Below are 17,029 nucleotides of genomic sequence, written 5' to 3'. Positions count from 1 at the left end.
TTCGCGATTAAACGAATTCTGAATTTTTGCTCGCCGAGGACACTGACAAATGAACACGCAAGACGACCAGGCTCTGGCCGATGAGTGGGCAGCAGCCCTGGAAGAAACCGGTGATGCCGGGCAGGCCGATATCGATGCCTTGCTGGCCGCCGATTCCGGCAATTCCGCGTCCAACCGTCTGCCCATGGAAGAGTTCGGCAGCGTGCCGAAAAACAACGATCCGGTGAGCCTCGAAGGCCCGAACCTGGACGTGATCCTCGATATCCCGGTGTCGATTTCCATGGAAGTGGGCAGCACCGACATCAACATCCGCAACCTGCTGCAACTGAACCAGGGTTCGGTGATCGAGCTTGATCGCCTGGCCGGCGAGCCGCTGGACGTGCTGGTCAATGGCACGCTCATCGCCCACGGTGAAGTGGTGGTGGTCAACGAGAAGTTCGGCATCCGCCTGACGGACGTGATCAGCCCGAGCGAACGCATCAAGAAGCTGCGCTGAGTGAAAAGGGTTCTCGGGTTTGTATTGGCGATGCCGTTCAGCGTGCTGGCGGCTGAGCCTGTCGCTACGGCGACCACGGCTGCCGCGCCGGCAGTGAGCAGCGGTGTGGCTGGGCAACTGACGCAGCTGGTGTTCGGCTTGCTGCTGGTGCTGGGGTTGATCTTCCTCCTCGCCTGGTTGCTGCGTCGGGTCCAGCAGGCCGGTCCGGCTGGCAAGGGGCAGGTGATCGAGATTGTCGGTTCCCGCGCGCTGGGGCCTCGCGACCGCCTGATGCTGGTGCAGGTCGGCAACGAGCAGATCCTGTTGGGCCTGAGCCCCGGCAACATCACTGCGCTGCATGTGCTCAAGGAGTCGGTGCAAGTGCCGAGTACCGAGAAGCCGACGCCGGAATTTGCCCAGCGCCTGTTGGAGATGCTGGGTAAAGATCAGAAGGATAAGAAGTAATGGGTGCGCTGCGCATCGCCTTGATGCTGACCCTGATGCTGGCCGCGCCGCTGGCATTCGCCGCCGATCCGTTGTCGATCCCGGCCATCACCCTGGGCACCAATGCGCAGGGTGCGCAGGAATACTCGGTCAGCCTGCAAATCCTGCTGATCATGACCGCGCTGAGTTTTATCCCGGCGTTTGTCATGCTGATGACCAGTTTCACCCGGATCATCATTGTCTTCTCGATCCTGCGCCAGGCCCTGGGCCTGCAGCAGACACCGTCGAACCAGATCCTCACCGGCATGGCGCTGTTCCTGACCCTGTTCATCATGGCGCCGGTGTTCGACCGGGTGAACCAGGACGCCTTGCAGCCGTATCTGGCGGAAAAACTGACGGCCCAGGATGCGGTCGCCAAGGCCCAGGTGCCGATCAAGAACTTCATGCTCGCCCAGACCCGCACCAGCGATCTGGAACTGTTCATGCGCCTGTCCAAGCGCACTGACATCGCGACGCCGGATCAGGCGCCATTGACCATCCTGGTGCCGGCCTTTGTGACCTCCGAGCTGAAAACGGCATTCCAGATCGGCTTCATGATCTTCATTCCGTTCCTGATCATCGACCTGGTCGTGGCTAGCGTATTGATGGCCATGGGTATGATGATGCTGTCGCCGCTGATCATTTCCCTGCCGTTCAAGATCATGTTGTTCGTGCTGGTGGATGGCTGGGCGCTGATCATCGGCACGCTGGCCAGCAGCTTCGGCGGTGTCTCGCCATGACCCCGGAAGTTGCGGTCGACATCTTTCGCGAAGCGCTGTGGCTGACCACCATGATGGTCGCCGTGCTGGTGATTCCGAGTTTGCTGGTGGGCCTGTTGGTGGCGATGTTTCAGGCCGCCACGCAGATCAACGAACAGACCCTGAGCTTTTTGCCGCGCCTGTTGGTGATGCTGGTGACGCTGATCGTTGGCGGTCCATGGCTGGTGCAGACTTTCATGGAGTACATCCTGCAGTTGTACGGCAGTATTCCGCAGGTCATCGGCTAAGCCATGTCACTGCTTGCACTGACCGATACCCAGATCAGCACCTGGGTGGCGACGTTCATGTTGCCGCTGTTTCGCGTCGGCGCCTTGCTGATGGTCATGCCGGTGTTTGGCACGACCTTGCTGCCCCGGCGCATCCGCCTGTATTTCGCGTTGGCCATCACCGTGGTCATCGCGCCGGGCCTGCCGCCGATGCCTCCGGTCAATGCCCTGGATTTGAGCGGGCTATTGCTGATTGCCGAGCAGATTCTCATCGGTGCGGTGATGGGTTTTTCCTTGCAGCTGTTCTTCCAGGCCTTTGTGGTGGCCGGGCAAATCGTCGCCATCCAGATGGGCATGGGCTTCGCCTCCATGATCGACCCGGCCAACGGCGTATCGACGGCGGTGATCGGGCAGTTCTTCACCATGCTGGTGACGCTGCTGTTCCTGTCCATGAACGGTCATCTGGTGGTGTTCGAGATCCTCACCGAGAGTTTCACCACGTTGCCGGTGGGGGGCGGCCTGATGGTCAACCACTACTGGGAACTGGCCGGCAAGCTCGGCTGGGTGCTCGGTGCGGCGCTGTTGCTGGTACTGCCGGCGATCACCGCGTTGCTGGTGGTCAACATCGCGTTTGGCGTCATGACCCGGGCGGCGCCGCAACTCAATATTTTCTCTGTCGGCTTCCCGCTGATCCTGGTGCTTGGGCTGTTCATTGTCTGGGTCGGCCTGGCGGACATTCTCAACCAGTATCAACCGCTGGCCTCCGAGGCCTTGCAGTTGTTACGCGAAATGGCGCGGGCGAGCTGAGTCATGGCCGAGAGCGAAAGCGGTCAGGATAAAACAGAAGACCCCACGGAGAAGCGCAAGCAGGACTCCCGTGAAAAGGGTGAGGTTGCGCGGTCCAAGGAACTCAACACCCTGGCGATCATGCTGGTCGGTGCCTCGGCGCTGCTGATTTTTGGCGGCGCCATGGCGCAGGACATGATGGAGCTGATGCGCATCAACTTCTCGCTGCCGCGGGAGGTGATTCTGGATCAGCGCTCCATGGCCACCTACCTGATGCGCTCGGGGCAAATTGCCCTGTGGTCGATCCAGCCAGTGATGATCACGTTGGTGCTGGCTGCCATCATCGGTCCGATTTCCCTGGGTGGCTGGCTGTTCGCGGCAAGTTCCATGGCGCCCAAATTCAGCCGCTTGAACCCCGGTCCCGGCCTCAAACGCATGTTCTCGACCAAGTCGCTGGTCGAACTGCTCAAGGCTCTGGCCAAGTTCATCATCATCCTGTTCGTGGCGCTGGCGGTGCTGTCGTCGGACATCGACGACCTGCTGCGCATCGCCCATGAGCCCTTGGACATGGCGATCATTCACAGCCTGCAAGTCGTGGGCTGGAGTACCTTGTGGATGGCCTGCGGGCTGATCCTCATCGCTGCGGTGGATGTGCCGGTGCAGCTCTGGGAAAGCCACAAGAAGCTGCTGATGACCAAGCAGGAAGTGCGTGACGAGCACAAGGATCAAGAGGGGCGACCGGAGGTCAAGCAGCGAATTCGACAGCTGCAGCGCGAGATGTCCCAGCGGCGGATGATGGCCGCCATTCCCGAGGCCGACGTGGTCATCACCAACCCGACCCACTACGCCGTGGCCCTCAAGTACGACCCGGAAAAGGGTAATGCGCCGGTATTGCTGGCCAAGGGTAGCGACTTCCTGGCCCTGAAAATCCGTGAGATCGCGGCGGCCAACGAGATTCTGTTGCTGGAGTCTCCGGCGCTGGCGCGGTCGATCTACTACTCCACGGAACTGGAGCAGGAGATTCCCGGCGGTCTCTACCTGGCGGTCGCGCAGGTGCTGGCTTACGTTTATCAGATTCGACAGTATCGGGCGGGCAAGGGCAAGCGGCCTGATCCGCTTAAGGATGATTTGCCGATTCCGCCGGATTTGAGGCGCGACTCCTAGATTGGATGCTGCACGTGCGAGTTAATAAATTGGATAGATTCCATCCCTGATTAGTAAACGGGCTTTTTCTGGATGAACTCCGGTTAATACGCCTTCTGTTGCTTTTACGGCTGTTACGTTAAGGCTTTCGTGAACAATATTTCTGCCTGAAAGGTTATTTGCTCTAAGTGCAGGTCTTATATTTCCTGCTGCATTTTTCATGTTGTATAAATCCACGTACCTATCTATGCGGTAAGGGAGCGGTGGAGGAAGTTGACTCATTTGTTCATGATTTAGTGTTGAGTAGATTAGTTCTTGAAGAGTGGGGTTGCGCTTTGTAGTTGTCCATGTGCTATGCTCGGTTTTTGTTGATATTGTTGTTTCGTCAGCTATCACGGCTTTAATTCGATAATCATCGTCGCTCCATTTCCAGGTAGTCAATTCTTGCCAAGAGTTATCAGGTTTAAGTGTTTTCACATTTTTAGCTGTTGTGAATAGCGTTTCAGGTCCGCTTTTATAGGCGGGTCGAACAGGATTGGTTTCAAAGCGTGAAAAAAGCGTGCGAAACAATTTTGTTATAGAAATATGTCCATTTGGATCGTAACGATTTATTGGATCGCCTAAACAATAAGCATAGGTATTCAGCCCTCCCTTCCCAAATGGGCTTAAATTATCCGGACTATTAAACCGCATCAAATGCGGATTAAACGCCCGATAGCCATTTCCCAACAAATAATGCCCGGTCACCGGGTCCAGCCGTTCGCCGTTAAAACCCAGCAGGCTGAGCAAGCCGTTGAGTGCCGGGCGATGGCCATAAGGGGAGTAAGCGATGGGGGGCGGTTGGAGGCCCTTGTTGACGGTGTGTAATACCGAGCGTTGCAAGTCGGTAGCCAGCAACGTGGTATCGAGTGCGTCGCCCTCGCGTTGCTGCTGAGCCAATAAAAGGTCGTCGTTTTGAAAAATTGAATGCCTCGTCGCGCCCTGAATTTCGGTCGCCAAGCGGCTTTTGCAGTAAAAACGCTGGTGAGCGGGTACATCCGGTTGAAGCTGGCTGATCAGGCGATCCAGAGGGTCATAGCTGTAGCGGCAACGCAGGATGGGTTGTGTGGATTCCATGGAGGTCGCTCCAGATTCTCAAAGGGAGGGCGATTGAGTATCGGTGAGTCAGTCGCAGGTGGGTACTAGCAGAACTGATAGGTTCAGTGGTCTTTGCGGCGGGTGGGCAGTCCGGAGCGCCGCAATTCCTGTGGGAGTGAGCTTGCTCGCGATAGCGGTGGGTCAGCCAGCAAGTATGTTTGTTGTGCCGACGTCATCGCGAGCAAGCTCGCTCCCACAGGGTTCTCCGCTGTTTTGAAATTTAGCCTTTTTCTGAAGCTGCACAGGCTTACTCCACACCCTCAATTTCCCTCCACGCAAAAGTTGGAAAGCTTCTTGCAGTAGCCGCCCCGAGCCTGCTTCAGGCGTCAAAAGTTTGCTTTAAAGGAACGGGGAAAACCGGTGGATCGCTCTCAGTTATTCAACACTGCTCGCACAAACGTTGCCGATTTGAGTCGCGGCAATCTGGGCGTGCCGCTGTTGCTGCTGGTCATGCTGGCGATGATGATGTTGCCGGTGCCGCCGTTCCTGCTGGACGTGTTCTTCACCTTCAACATTGCCCTGTCCATTGTCGTGCTGCTGGTGTGCGTCTATGCCCTGCGCCCGCTGGATTTCGCGGTGTTTCCGACCATTCTGCTGGTGGCGACGTTGTTGCGCCTGGCATTGAACGTGGCTTCGACGCGGGTGGTGATGCTCCACGGCCAGGATGGTCATGCGGCGGCCGGCAAGGTGATCCAGGCCTTCGGTGAGGTGGTGATCGGCGGTAACTACGTGGTCGGTATTGTGGTCTTCGCGATTTTGATGATCATCAACTTCGTCGTGGTGACCAAGGGCGCGGGGCGGATTTCCGAGGTGAGCGCGCGTTTCACCCTCGATGCGATGCCCGGCAAGCAAATGGCGATCGACGCCGACCTCAACGCCGGTCTGATCGATCAGGCCCAGGCCAAGGCCCGTCGTTCGGAAGTGGCCCAGGAAGCCGAGTTCTACGGTTCCATGGACGGCGCCAGCAAATTCGTCCGCGGCGACGCCATCGCCGGCCTGTTGATCCTGTTCATCAACCTGATCGGCGGCATGGCGGTCGGTATCTTCCAGCACGGCATGACCTTCGGCGACGCCGGCAAGGTGTATGCGCTGCTGACCATCGGTGACGGTTTGGTGGCGCAATTGCCATCACTGTTGTTATCGACAGCAGCGGCAATCATGGTGACCCGTGCGTCCGGTTCGGAAGACATGGGCAAGCAAATCAATCGCCAGATGTTCGCTTCGCCCAAGGCGCTGGCGGTGGCAGCCGGTTTGATGGCGGTCATGGGCCTGGTGCCCGGCATGCCGCACTTCTCGTTCCTGAGCATGGCGGCCCTGGCGGCCGGTGGCGCTTACCTGTTCTGGAAGAAGCAGAACGTGGCCAAGGTTCACGCCCTGCAAGAGGTCAAGCGCCAGCAGGAGTTGCTGCCGTCGCCGGCCCGCGCCCAGGAAACCAAGGAGCTTGGCTGGGATGACGTGACACCGATCGACATGATCGGCCTGGAGGTGGGTTATCGGCTGATTCCGCTGGTGGACCGCAACCAGGGCGGCCAGTTGCTGGCGCGAATCAAGGGCGTGCGCAAGAAGCTGTCCCAGGATCTGGGCTTCCTGATGCCCACGGTGCATATCCGCGACAACCTCGACCTGGCGCCGAGTGCCTATCGCCTGACCCTCATGGGAGTGATCCTGGCCGAAGCGGAGATTTACCCGGATCGCGAGCTGGCGATCAACCCGGGGCAGGTCTACGGCACGCTCAACGGCATTACCGCCAAAGATCCGGCTTTCGGCCTGGAGGCGGTCTGGATCGAAATCAGCCAGCGCGCCCAGGCGCAATCCCTCGGTTATACGGTGGTCGATGCCAGTACAGTAGTGGCTACTCACTTGAACCAGATACTCTACAAGCATTCCAGTGAGCTGATCGGTCACGAAGAAGTGCAGCAACTCATGCAATTGCTGGCCAAAAGCTCGCCGAAACTGGCCGAGGAGCTGGTGCCGGGCGTGGTTTCGCTGTCGCAGTTGCTCAAGGTGTTGCAAGCGCTGTTGGCCGAACAGGTGCCTGTTCGCGATATCCGCAGTATTGCCGAGGCGATCGCCAACAATGCCGCCAAGAGTCAAGATACCGCCGCGCTGGTGGCTGCCGTGCGGGTTGGCGTATCCCGCGCAATCGTCCAAAGCATTGTAGGTACTGAGTCGGAGCTGCCAGTTATCACGCTGGAGCCAAGGTTGGAACAGATATTGCTCAATAGTCTGCAAAAGGCAGGACAAGGCTCGGAAGAGGGCGTTCTGCTGGAGCCAAGCATGGCTGAGAAGCTGCAACGTTCGTTGATCGACGCGGCGCAGCGTCAGGAGATGCAAGGTCAGCCGGTGATTCTGCTGGTGGCCGGTCCGGTTCGCGCGATGCTCTCGCGATTTGGCCGGCTCGCAGTCCCGGGTTTGCATGTGTTGGCTTACCAGGAAATCCCTGACAACAAGCAAGTGACCATCGTTGCGACAGTAGGGCCCAACGGCTGAGGTAGTGGTTTATGCAAGTTAAGCGTTTTTTCGCCGCCGATATGCGTCAGGCCATGAAGCTGGTTCGCGATGAGCTGGGCGCTGATGCCGCCATCATTGGCAACCGCCGGATCGCCGGGGGGGTCGAACTGACAGCTGCGCTGGATTACAAGTTGTCGGCGCTGGCGCCGCGGGTTCCGAACATGGAACTCGAAGACGAATTGCGCAAGACTCAGTCGCGGATCGTCACCGCCCAGGCCGAATTGAGCCTGCGTGGCGATGGCGAGAGCGACAATGCAACCAATCGCCAACTGTTCGCCGGATTGCCGTTGACTGCCGCCGAGCCGCTGATCGAGCCGACCTACGCCGAACCCCGTCGTCCCGCGCCGGCCGCTGCGCCAGCGTCCGGTGGCGTGGACCCGCGCGCGTTCGACTCGATGCGTTTCGAGCTCAACAGCCTGCGCGAACTGATGGAAGTACAACTCGGCTCCCTGGCCTGGAATCAGCTGCAAGGCAGCCGTCCGGACCAGGCCAACCTCTGGCGTCGCCTGCAACGTATCGGCCTGTCTGGCCCGCTGTCGCGCGACCTGCTGGCAATGATCACCGAAATCGAAGAGCCTCGTCAGGCCTGGCGCATGTTGCTGGCGCACCTGGCGCGCATGATCGTTACTCCGGAAGTCGAGCCGCTGGAAGAGGGCGGAGTGATCGCTATGGTCGGCCCTGCCGGCATGGGCAAGACCACCACCCTGGCCAAGCTGGCCGCCCGTTACGTGCTCAAGTACGGCGCGCAGAACATTGCGTTGGTGAGCATGGACAGCTTCCGCATCGGCGCCCAGGAACAGCTCAAGACCCTAGGGCGCATTCTCAATGTGTCGGTGACCCACGTCGATCCCGGCCAGTCCCTGGTGCAGGCCCTGGAGCCGTTGCTGCGCAAACGCGTGGTGCTGATCGATACCGCGGGCCTGCAGGCCAGCGATCCGGCGCTGCGCATGCAGCTCGAAAGCCTGGCCGGTCGCGGCATCAAATCAAAAAATTATCTGGTCCTGGCAACCACCAGCCAGAAACAGGTTCTAACGGCCGCGTATCACAGTTACAAGCGCTGCGGGCTCTCCGGCTGCATTCTGACTAAACTGGATGAAACGGCTAGTCTGGGTGAGGTGTTGAGCCTTGCCATCAGCCATGAACTGCCGGTGGCTTACCTGACCGATGGCCCGCGGATCCCGGATGATTTGCATCTGCCGCGCCGTCATCAATTGGTCAGCCGCGCCGTGAGCGTGCAAATGCAGGAAGAACCCAGCGAAGAAGCCATGGCTGACATGTTCGCTGACATCTACCACAGCCCGACCAAGCAGGTTGGCTGAGGTAATAATGAACAGTTTTTGTACCTACATCGATGGTCTGCCATGCATTGTTCCGTTTGTGAACGCGCAGCCAGTAATGTGGCCTCCGTCTATGCAAGACAAGGTAAAGAAATAACATGGGCAGCATGCATCCCGTACAGGTGATCGCGGTGACCGGCGGCAAAGGTGGCGTCGGGAAAACTAATGTGTCAGTGAACTTGTCCCTGGCTTTGGCCGAACTTGGCCGGCGCGTCATGCTGTTGGACGCCGACCTGGGACTGGCGAACGTCGACGTTCTGCTGGGCCTGACACCCAAACGTACCCTGGCCGACGTGATCGAGGGCCGCTGCGAACTGCGCGATGTATTGCTGCAGGGACCAGGCGGCATCCGTATCGTTCCGGCCGCATCCGGCACTCAGAGCATGGTGCATCTGAGCCCCGCGCAACACGCCGGCCTGATCCAGGCTTTCAGTGATATCGGCGATAACCTCGACGTACTGGTGATCGACACCGCTGCGGGCATTGGTGACTCGGTAGTCAGTTTCGTCCGCGCAGCCCAGGAAGTGCTGCTGGTGGTGTGCGACGAGCCGACCTCGATCACCGATGCCTACGCCTTGATCAAGTTGCTCAATCGCGACTACGGCATGAACCGCTTCCGCGTCCTGGCCAACATGGCCCAGAGCCCGCAGGAAGGACGCAACCTGTTCGCCAAGTTGACCAAGGTCACGGATCGCTTCCTCGACGTCGCCCTGCAATACGTCGGTGCGGTGCCTTACGACGAAAGCGTGCGCAAGGCCGTGCAGAAGCAGCGCGCCGTCTACGAGGCCTTCCCTCGTTCCAAGTGCTCGCTGGCGTTCAAGGCCATCGCGCAGAAGGTTGATACCTGGCCGCTGCCTGCCAACCCGCGCGGGCACCTGGAGTTTTTCGTCGAGCGCCTCGTGCAGCAGACAGCAGGACCTGTTCTATGACAGCCAGCGGCTACAACCTCTACAAGAAGTCGGCACGTGATGCGCAGTACGAGCTGATCGAGCGTTACGCGCCGCTGGTTAAACGCATTGCCTACCACTTGCTGGCGCGTTTACCGGCCAGTGTCCAGGTCGAAGACCTGATCCAGGCCGGGATGATTGGCCTGCTTGAAGTGTCGACCAAATATGACGCCGGCAAAGGCGCCAGTTTCGAGACGTACGCGGGCATACGAATCCGCGGCGCCATGCTCGATGAAGTGCGCAAGGGGGACTGGGCGCCACGTTCGGTCCACCGCAATACGCGCATGGTCAGCGATGCCATTCGCTCGATTGAAGCTAAAACCGGCCGTGACGCTAAAGATCACGAAGTTGCGGCCGAACTCCAATTGAGTCTCGACGATTACTACGGGATTTTGAACGACACCCTGGGCAGCCGGCTGTTCAGTTTCGACGACCTGTTGCAGGACGGCGAACACGAAGGGCTGCACGAGGATGGCGCGAGTGCTCATGTCGAGCCGTCACGCGACCTGGAGGATGAACGCTTCCAGGCTGCGCTGGCGGATGCGATTGCCAATTTGCCGGAGCGTGAGCGACTGGTGTTGGCGCTGTACTACGACGAAGAGTTGAATCTCAAGGAAATCGGTGAGGTCCTGGGGGTCAGCGAATCGCGGGTCAGCCAGTTACACAGCCAGTGCGCGGCCCGTTTGCGGGGGCGTTTGGGGGAGTGGCGAGCGCGCTGAAGGCAGTGTGGGGGACACTGCGAACGAGGCTGGTGTGGTGTTGAACTGCGCCGGTCGCGATCTGTTGTGCTCCAGACAGTCATTGAGTGCTTTGCCGGATTGATTGAAATGGCGTGTCCAGGTGCTGGGCGCGTTTAAGACTGCTTGGAGGTCGAATTGGACAAGAACATGAAAATCCTCATCGTTGATGACTTCTCAACGATGCGGCGGATCATCAAGAACCTGCTGCGTGACCTTGGGTTCACCAACACCGTCGAGGCCGACGATGGCACTACCGCCATCCCGGTGCTCAACAGCGGAAGCATCGACTTTCTGGTAACGGACTGGAACATGCCTGGCATGACCGGTATCGATCTGCTGCGCCACGTGCGTGCCGATGAAAAGCTCAAGCACCTGCCGGTGCTGATGGTGACCGCTGAAGCCAAGCGCGAGCAGATCATCGAAGCGGCCCAGGCCGGCGTTAACGGCTATGTGGTCAAGCCCTTCACGGCCCAGGCGTTGAAAGAAAAAATCGAGAAGATTTTCGAACGCATCGGTTGATGAGTGCGCCACGGGGGAGCTATGGGCAATAACGAAACTTCATTGGGCGATTTTGAATCGACCCTGAAAAAACACGCCGTCGAATTGGTCGAGAGCCTTGAAAAAGGCAAGTTCGGCGACGCGGTGCAATTGATCCATGAGCTCAACCAGACCCGTGACCGCGGCCTGTATCAGGAAGTGGGCAAGCTCACCCGCGAACTGCATAGCGCGATCGTCAATTTCCAGATTGACCCGCACATGCCGCAGGCCGAAGAAGTGTCGCAGATCACCGACGCCACCGAGCGCCTGGGGTATGTGGTCAAGCTGACCGAGGCTGCGGCCAACCGCACCATGGATCTGGTGGAAAGTGCCACACCACTGGTCAATGGCCTGGCCGATGAAGCCAAGGTGTTGAGCGCGGACTGGGGGCGCTTCATGCGTCGCGAAGTCGGCGCCGAAGAGTTTCGTGAACTGGCCCGGCGGGTCGACGGGTTCCTGACGCGCAGCGGCACGGACAATCGCGCGGTGTCGGGCAACCTGAACGACATCCTGCTCGCCCAGGATTACCAGGACCTCACAGGCCAGGTGATCAAGCGTGTGACCCAGTTGGTCACCGAAGTTGAAAGCAACCTGCTCAAGCTCGTGCTGATGGCCAGTCAGGTGGACCGCTTTGCGGGCATCGAGCATGACCGTGAAGCGATGCTTGCTGAAAAAGATCCACAAAAACATCTCTCTCAGGGTGAAGGTCCGCAGATTCATGCCGATAAAAGAGAAGACGTTGTGTCCGGTCAGGACGATGTGGACGATTTGCTATCCAGCCTAGGGTTTTAGAATTTTAGGCATTTTAGGTTTTTAGACCTTTAGGAGCACCCCCTTAATGAGCTTCGGCGCCGATGAAGAGATCCTTCAGGATTTCCTGGTTGAGGCCGGCGAGATTCTAGAGCAACTGTCCGAGCAACTGGTCGAGCTGGAAAGCCGCCCGGATGATGCGGATTTGCTCAATGCAATTTTTCGCGGTTTTCACACTGTAAAAGGGGGCGCCGGCTTCCTCCAGCTCAACGAGCTGGTGGAGTGCTGCCACATCGCCGAGAACGTGTTCGACATCCTGCGCAAGGGTGAGCGTCGCGTCGACTCGGAACTGATGGACGTGGTTCTCGAAGCGCTGGACGCGGTGAACAGCATGTTCAGCGAAGTCCGCGAACGCAGCCCGATCACGGCCGCGACACCGGAACTGCTCGCGGCACTGGCCCGTCTGGCCGAGCCGCAATCGGCTGACGAGGCGGCTGCCGCACCTGTCGTCGCCGTGGTCGAAGCGCCTGTGGCTGAAAGCGAATCGGGCGATATCACCGACAATGAATTCGAACAACTGCTGGACTCGCTGAACGCCGTCAAGGCCCAGGCCGAGGCCCCGGCGGCTGTTCCAGCGCCTGCCGGCAATGCCGCTGGCAGCGACGAAATCACCGATGCCGAGTTCGAGTCGTTGCTCGATCAACTGCACGGTAAAGGCCAGTTCGCCGTTGACGCGGTGGTCCCGGCACCGGCTGCGCCAGAAGCCCCGAAAGCGGCTGGCGACAGTTCCGATATTACTGACGACGAATTCGAAGCACTGCTCGACCAGCTGCACGGCAAGGGTAATTTTGCTGTCGAGGCGCTGGAGTCGGCCATTGCTTCTGTGCCTGCACCCGCGGCACCAAGCGCGGTGGCGGCCGGCAGCGATCTGATTTCCGATCACGAGTTCGAAGCGCTGCTCGACGAATTGCACGGCAAAGGCAAGTTCACTGAAGTGGGCGCGACGGTTGGAACGGCAACCGGCGCCAACGCCTCGGTGGCGGCACCTGCCGCGAAGGCAGCCGCGCCGAAACCGGTGGCCAGGGCCCCCGAGCCAAAAGCCGAAGCGCCGGCCCCGGCAACTGCTGCACCGGCATCGTCCCGTGCCCCGGCCGCGCCACCGGCGGAAAAACCGGCGAGCGAAGCCGAGACCACGGTACGTGTCGATACCGCGCGTCTGGACGAGATCATGAACATGGTCGGCGAGTTGGTGCTGGTGCGTAACCGCCTGGTCCGCCTGGGCCTCAACAGCGGCGACGAAGCCATGTCCAAGGCCGTGTCGAACCTCGACGTGGTCACCGCCGACTTGCAAACCGCGGTCATGAAGACCCGGATGCAACCGATCAAGAAAGTCTTCGGGCGCTTCCCGCGCCTGGTTCGCGACCTGGCCCGCCAGCTCAAGAAAGAGATCAACCTGGAGCTGGTCGGCGAAGAAACCGACCTCGACAAGAACCTCGTCGAGGCCCTGGCCGACCCGCTGGTCCACTTGGTGCGCAACGCGGTTGACCACGGCATCGAGTCACCGGAAGAGCGTGAAGCCTCGGGCAAGGCCCGGGGTGGCAAGGTGATCCTGGCGGCGGAGCAGGAAGGCGACCACATCCTGCTGTCGATCTCCGACGACGGCAAGGGCATGGACCCGAACGTGCTGCGTTCCATCGCGGTAAAACGCGGTGTGATGGACAAGGACGCCGCCGATCGCCTGAGCGACACCGAATGCTACAACCTGATCTTCGCCCCGGGTTTCTCGACCAAGACCGAGATTTCCGACGTATCGGGTCGTGGCGTGGGCATGGACGTGGTGAAAACCAAGATTTCCCAGCTCAACGGCTCGATCAACATCTACTCGGCCAAGGGCCAGGGTTCGAAGATCGTCATCAAGGTGCCGCTGACCCTGGCGATCATGCCGACGCTGATGGTCATGCTCGGTAACCAGGCGTTCGCGTTCCCGCTGGTGAACGTCAACGAGATCTTCCACCTCGACCTGTCGACCACCAACGTTGTGGACGGCCAGGAAGTGGTGATCGTGCGGGACAAGGCGCTGCCATTGTTCTATCTCAAACGCTGGCTGGTCAGCTCCGCCGCTCACGAAGAGCAGCGCGAGGGCCATGTGGTGATCCTTTCGGTGGGCACGCAGCGGATCGGCTTTGTCGTCGATCAACTGGTGGGCCAGGAAGAAGTAGTCATCAAGCCATTGGGCAAAATGCTCCAGGGAACCCCGGGCATGTCCGGCGCCACCATCACCGGTGACGGCCGCATCGCGCTGATTCTCGATGTTCCGAGCATGCTCAAGCGTTACGCCACACGGCGTATTTGATTCTGGTGGAGCGAGGCGCCTGGCCTCGCTCCATCTAATGGAGTGTTTATGGCAGTCAAAGTCCTGGTGGTGGACGATTCGGGGTTTTTCCGCCGCCGCGTCTCGGAAATTCTTTCAGCGGATTCCAATATCCAGGTCGTCGGCACGGCGACCAACGGCAAAGAGGCGATCGATCAGGCGCTGGCCCTCAAGCCGGATGTGATCACCATGGACTACGAGATGCCGATGATGGACGGCATCACCGCCGTGCGGCACATCATGCAACGCTGCCCGACCCCGGTCCTGATGTTCTCCTCGCTGACCCACGAAGGCGCCCGGGTCACCCTCGATGCGCTGGATGCCGGCGCGGTGGACTTCCTGCCGAAGAATTTCGAAGACATCTCGCGCAACCCCGAGAAGGTCAAACAACTGTTGTGCGAGAAGATCCTGAGCATCTCGCGCAGCAATCGTCGCGTCAGCACTTACAGCGCTCCGGCCCCTGTGGCCGCACCTGCTCCAACAGCTGCGCCTTCGAGCGTCGGCAGTTACGGCAGCAGCGCGCCCGCGCGTCCGGCACCGATCCCTGCGCGTACGCATGCGGCCACTGCGTCGTCGCCCGCGCCGAAACGCAAAGCCTTCAAACTGGTGGCCATCGGTACGTCCACCGGCGGCCCGGTCGCCCTGCAGCGAGTGTTGACTCAATTGCCGGCCAACTTCCCGGCCCCGATCGTGCTGGTTCAACACATGCCGGCGGCCTTCACCAAGGCCTTCGCCGAACGCCTGGACAAGCTCTGCCGCATCAGCGTCAAGGAAGCCGAGGATGGCGATATCCTGCGTCCGGGCCTGGCGCTACTGGCACCGGGTGGCAAACAGATGATGATCGACGGCCGCGGCGCGGTGAAAATCCTCCCGGGTGACGAGCGTCTCAATTACAAGCCGTGCGTGGACATCACCTTCGGTTCGGCAGCCAAGACCTACGGTGACAAAGTTCTGGCGCTGGTCCTGACCGGCATGGGCGCCGACGGCCGCGAAGGCGCGCGCCTGCTCAAGCAGGGCGGCAGTTCGATCTGGGCCCAGGACGAAGCCAGTTGCGTGATCTACGGCATGCCGATGGCCATCGTCAAAGCCGAGCTCGCCGACGCGGTGTACAGCCTGGACGACATTGGCAAGCACCTGGTCGAGGCCTGTATCTGATGGATGTCCTAAGCCTGATTGGCATCATCATGGCCTTTGTCGCGATCATCGGCGGCAACTACCTTGAAGGCGGTCACCTCGGCGCCCTGGCCAACGGCCCGGCAGCGCTGATCGTGCTCGGCGGCACCATTGGCGCCGCGCTACTGCAATCGCCGATGAGTGCCTTCAAGCGTGCCATGCAGATCCTCGCCTGGATCCTGTTCCCGCCCCGTGTCGATCTGGCCGGTGGCATCGACCGCGTGGTGAATTGGAGCCTGACCGCCCGCAAGGAAGGCCTGCTGGGCCTTGAAGGCATCGCCGACGCCGAGCCGGACAACTACGCACGCAAAGGCCTGCAACTGCTGGTTGACGGCGCCGAGCCGGAAGCGATCCGCAGCATTCTGGAAGTGGACTTCTACACCCAGGAAAGCCGCGACATCGAAGCGGCCAAAGTCTTCGAAAGCATGGGCGGTTACGCGCCGACCATCGGCATCATCGGTGCGGTCATGGGCCTGATTCATGTCATGGGCAACCTCGCTGATCCATCGCAACTGGGCAGCGGTATTGCCGTGGCGTTCGTCGCCACTATCTACGGTGTGGCCAGTGCCAACCTGGTGCTGCTGCCGATTGCCGCCAAACTCAAATCCATCGCGTTACGTCAGTCGCGTTATCGCGAGATGTTGCTGGAAGGGCTCCTGTCGATCGCCGAAGGTGAAAACCCTCGCTCCATTGAGTTGAAGCTTCAGGGCTTCATGGATTAAGGGAATAAGCTCATGGCCCGTCGTCGACATCAGGAAGAACACGTTAACCACGAGCGCTGGCTGGTGTCCTACGCGGACTTCATCACCTTGCTGTTCGCCTTTTTCGTGGTGATGTACTCCATCTCGTCGATCAACGAAGGCAAGTACAAGGTCATTTCCGAGGCGCTGATCGGGGTCTTTACCGATTCCGATCGTTCGCTCAAGCCGATCCCGATCGGTGACGAGCGACCGAAGACCGTGACCCCGGCCAAGCCGCTGGTCAAGGACAGTGACCAGGTCGATGCCGGCGTCTCCGGCGCCAGCGATCCGCTCAAGAGCATCGCCGACGACATCAGTGCGGCGTTCGGTGACCTGATCAGCTCCAACCAGATGACCGTACGCGGCAATGAGTTGTGGGTCGAGATCGAGCTTAATTCCAGCCTGTTGTTCGGCAGCGGCGACGCCATGCCCAGCGACATCGCGTTCAACATCATCGACAAGGTCGCGGCGATCCTGAAGCCGTTCGACAACCCGATCCATGTCGAAGGTTTCACCGACGATCAACCGATCCGTACCGCGCAGTACCCGACCAACTGGGAGCTGTCCTCGGCACGCTCGGCGAGCATCGTGCGCATGCTGGCGATGCAAGGGGTGAACCCCGGTCGCCTGGCTTCGGTGGGCTACGGCGAGTTTCAGCCGGTGGCCAACAACGCCACCGCCGAAGGCCGCGCCCGCAACCGTCGCGTGGTGCTGGTGGTGTCGCGCAACCTCGATGTTCGCCGCAGCCTGACCGGCACCGGAACCGCCCATGCGCAACCGGATGCCGCTTTGAAGCGTGCTGGCACACAAACTGCACCGACCCCGGTCAAGTCGCCGGTACGAGAGAACGCCGTCAATTCTCCGTCACCCGCATTAACACGTTGAGCTATTTCTCGGTCGATCCGTTCGGCCGG

17 protein-coding genes are annotated in these 17,029 nt (G+C 60.0%); 16 read left to right on the top strand and 1 reads right to left on the bottom strand.

Features of this window, described 5'->3' with window-relative positions; translation table 11 throughout:
- Nucleotides 1-49 precede the first annotated feature (49 nt).
- From fliN to flhB, 6 genes are read left to right on the top strand one after another with little or no spacing between them, the layout of a single operon-like run.
- Complete coding sequence (gene fliN, locus J4D25_RS07380; protein WP_015096241.1) at nucleotides 50-496, top strand: flagellar motor switch protein FliN; 447 nt, start codon at nucleotides 50-52, stop codon at nucleotides 494-496.
- Between the two features lie 30 nt (nucleotides 497-526).
- Nucleotides 527-940 (top strand): flagellar biosynthetic protein FliO, encoded by a 414-nt coding sequence (fliO, locus tag J4D25_RS07375; RefSeq protein ID WP_057715879.1) that lies wholly within the window; start codon nucleotides 527-529, stop codon nucleotides 938-940.
- Nucleotides 940-1,698 (top strand): flagellar type III secretion system pore protein FliP, encoded by a 759-nt coding sequence (fliP, locus tag J4D25_RS07370; protein ID WP_057715878.1) that lies wholly within the window; start codon nucleotides 940-942, stop codon nucleotides 1,696-1,698. The genes fliO and fliP overlap by 1 nt, the downstream gene beginning before the upstream one ends.
- Nucleotides 1,695-1,964: a flagellar biosynthesis protein FliQ gene (fliQ, locus tag J4D25_RS07365; protein WP_015096238.1), complete on the top strand. Its 270-nt coding sequence runs from the start codon at nucleotides 1,695-1,697 to the stop codon at nucleotides 1,962-1,964. Before fliP ends, fliQ begins: the two co-directional genes overlap by 4 nt.
- Nucleotides 1,965-1,967: 3 nt before the next feature.
- Complete coding sequence (fliR, locus tag J4D25_RS07360; RefSeq protein WP_057715877.1) at nucleotides 1,968-2,750, top strand: flagellar biosynthetic protein FliR; 783 nt, start codon at nucleotides 1,968-1,970, stop codon at nucleotides 2,748-2,750.
- Between the two features lie 3 nt (nucleotides 2,751-2,753).
- The gene (flhB, locus tag J4D25_RS07355) at nucleotides 2,754-3,893 is read left to right on the top strand and encodes a flagellar biosynthesis protein FlhB (protein WP_057715876.1); all 1,140 of its coding nucleotides are present in this window, start codon (nucleotides 2,754-2,756) and stop codon (nucleotides 3,891-3,893) included.
- Between the two features lie 21 nt (nucleotides 3,894-3,914).
- On the opposite strand, the gene J4D25_RS07350 is transcribed toward flhB, so the two are convergent.
- Complete coding sequence (locus J4D25_RS07350) at nucleotides 3,915-4,988, bottom strand: RHS repeat-associated core domain-containing protein (RefSeq protein ID WP_079246790.1); 1,074 nt, start codon at nucleotides 4,986-4,988, stop codon at nucleotides 3,915-3,917.
- Between the two features lie 381 nt (nucleotides 4,989-5,369).
- Here J4D25_RS07350 and flhA point away from each other — a divergent pair, with 381 nt between their 5' ends.
- From flhA to motD, 10 genes are all read left to right on the top strand, one after another.
- Nucleotides 5,370-7,499, top strand: a complete 2,130-nt coding sequence (gene flhA, locus J4D25_RS07345; protein ID WP_057715875.1) for a flagellar biosynthesis protein FlhA — start codon at nucleotides 5,370-5,372, stop codon at nucleotides 7,497-7,499.
- Between the two features lie 11 nt (nucleotides 7,500-7,510).
- Nucleotides 7,511-8,839, top strand: a complete 1,329-nt coding sequence (gene flhF, locus J4D25_RS07340) for a flagellar biosynthesis protein FlhF (RefSeq protein WP_057715874.1) — start codon at nucleotides 7,511-7,513, stop codon at nucleotides 8,837-8,839.
- A 116-nt stretch (nucleotides 8,840-8,955) separates the two neighbouring features.
- The gene (gene fleN, locus J4D25_RS07335) at nucleotides 8,956-9,786 is read left to right on the top strand and encodes a flagellar synthesis regulator FleN (protein WP_008001746.1); all 831 of its coding nucleotides are present in this window, start codon (nucleotides 8,956-8,958) and stop codon (nucleotides 9,784-9,786) included.
- Nucleotides 9,783-10,523, top strand: coding sequence for an RNA polymerase sigma factor FliA (gene fliA / locus J4D25_RS07330; protein ID WP_057715873.1), 741 nt, complete (start codon nucleotides 9,783-9,785; stop codon nucleotides 10,521-10,523). Before fleN ends, fliA begins: the two co-directional genes overlap by 4 nt.
- A 168-nt stretch (nucleotides 10,524-10,691) precedes the next feature.
- Nucleotides 10,692-11,063: a chemotaxis response regulator CheY gene (locus tag J4D25_RS07325; protein ID WP_003183998.1), complete on the top strand. Its 372-nt coding sequence runs from the start codon at nucleotides 10,692-10,694 to the stop codon at nucleotides 11,061-11,063.
- A 21-nt stretch (nucleotides 11,064-11,084) separates the two neighbouring features.
- Nucleotides 11,085-11,873: a protein phosphatase CheZ gene (locus J4D25_RS07320; protein ID WP_008052267.1), complete on the top strand. Its 789-nt coding sequence runs from the start codon at nucleotides 11,085-11,087 to the stop codon at nucleotides 11,871-11,873.
- Between the two features lie 46 nt (nucleotides 11,874-11,919).
- Nucleotides 11,920-14,184, top strand: a complete 2,265-nt coding sequence (locus J4D25_RS07315) for a chemotaxis protein CheA (RefSeq protein ID WP_057715872.1) — start codon at nucleotides 11,920-11,922, stop codon at nucleotides 14,182-14,184.
- 48 nt (nucleotides 14,185-14,232) lie between these two features.
- Nucleotides 14,233-15,357 carry a chemotaxis response regulator protein-glutamate methylesterase gene (locus tag J4D25_RS07310; protein ID WP_057715871.1) on the top strand — a complete coding sequence of 375 codons (1,125 nt, stop codon included), beginning with the start codon at nucleotides 14,233-14,235 and terminating at the stop codon, nucleotides 15,355-15,357.
- Nucleotides 15,357-16,097 carry a flagellar motor protein gene (locus J4D25_RS07305; RefSeq protein WP_057715870.1) on the top strand — a complete coding sequence of 247 codons (741 nt, stop codon included), beginning with the start codon at nucleotides 15,357-15,359 and terminating at the stop codon, nucleotides 16,095-16,097. The genes J4D25_RS07310 and J4D25_RS07305 overlap by 1 nt, the downstream gene beginning before the upstream one ends.
- A 12-nt stretch (nucleotides 16,098-16,109) precedes the next feature.
- The gene (motD, locus tag J4D25_RS07300) at nucleotides 16,110-17,000 is read left to right on the top strand and encodes a flagellar motor protein MotD (RefSeq protein WP_056721611.1); all 891 of its coding nucleotides are present in this window, start codon (nucleotides 16,110-16,112) and stop codon (nucleotides 16,998-17,000) included.
- The last annotated feature ends 29 nt before the right edge of the window (nucleotides 17,001-17,029 follow it).

It is taken from the genome of Pseudomonas sp. GW456-L13, assembly GCF_017350115.1.
Lineage (GTDB): Bacteria > Pseudomonadota > Gammaproteobacteria > Pseudomonadales > Pseudomonadaceae > Aquipseudomonas > Aquipseudomonas jessenii.
This window is presented reverse-complemented; position numbering and strand designations above follow the sequence as displayed.

Bases quoted from the DNA above. Each gene is read 5' to 3' on its own strand.
- fliN (WP_015096241.1), top strand. From the start codon at position 50: ATGAACACGCAAGACGACCAGGCTCTGGCCGATGAGTGGGCAGCAGCC.
- fliO (WP_057715879.1), top strand. From the start codon at position 527: ATGCCGTTCAGCGTGCTGGCGGCTGAGCCTGTCGCTACGGCGACCACG.
- fliP (WP_057715878.1), top strand. From the start codon at position 940: ATGGGTGCGCTGCGCATCGCCTTGATGCTGACCCTGATGCTGGCCGCG.
- fliQ (WP_015096238.1), top strand. From the start codon at position 1,695: ATGACCCCGGAAGTTGCGGTCGACATCTTTCGCGAAGCGCTGTGGCTG.
- fliR (WP_057715877.1), top strand. From the start codon at position 1,968: ATGTCACTGCTTGCACTGACCGATACCCAGATCAGCACCTGGGTGGCG.
- flhB (WP_057715876.1), top strand. From the start codon at position 2,754: ATGGCCGAGAGCGAAAGCGGTCAGGATAAAACAGAAGACCCCACGGAG.
- J4D25_RS07350 (WP_079246790.1), bottom strand. From the start codon at position 4,988: ATGGAATCCACACAACCCATCCTGCGTTGCCGCTACAGCTATGACCCT.
- flhF (WP_057715874.1), top strand. From the start codon at position 7,511: ATGCAAGTTAAGCGTTTTTTCGCCGCCGATATGCGTCAGGCCATGAAG.
- fleN (WP_008001746.1), top strand. From the start codon at position 8,956: ATGGGCAGCATGCATCCCGTACAGGTGATCGCGGTGACCGGCGGCAAA.
- fliA (WP_057715873.1), top strand. From the start codon at position 9,783: ATGACAGCCAGCGGCTACAACCTCTACAAGAAGTCGGCACGTGATGCG.
- J4D25_RS07325 (WP_003183998.1), top strand. From the start codon at position 10,692: ATGAAAATCCTCATCGTTGATGACTTCTCAACGATGCGGCGGATCATC.
- J4D25_RS07320 (WP_008052267.1), top strand. From the start codon at position 11,085: ATGGGCAATAACGAAACTTCATTGGGCGATTTTGAATCGACCCTGAAA.
- J4D25_RS07315 (WP_057715872.1), top strand. From the start codon at position 11,920: ATGAGCTTCGGCGCCGATGAAGAGATCCTTCAGGATTTCCTGGTTGAG.
- J4D25_RS07310 (WP_057715871.1), top strand. From the start codon at position 14,233: ATGGCAGTCAAAGTCCTGGTGGTGGACGATTCGGGGTTTTTCCGCCGC.
- J4D25_RS07305 (WP_057715870.1), top strand. From the start codon at position 15,357: ATGGATGTCCTAAGCCTGATTGGCATCATCATGGCCTTTGTCGCGATC.
- motD (WP_056721611.1), top strand. From the start codon at position 16,110: ATGGCCCGTCGTCGACATCAGGAAGAACACGTTAACCACGAGCGCTGG.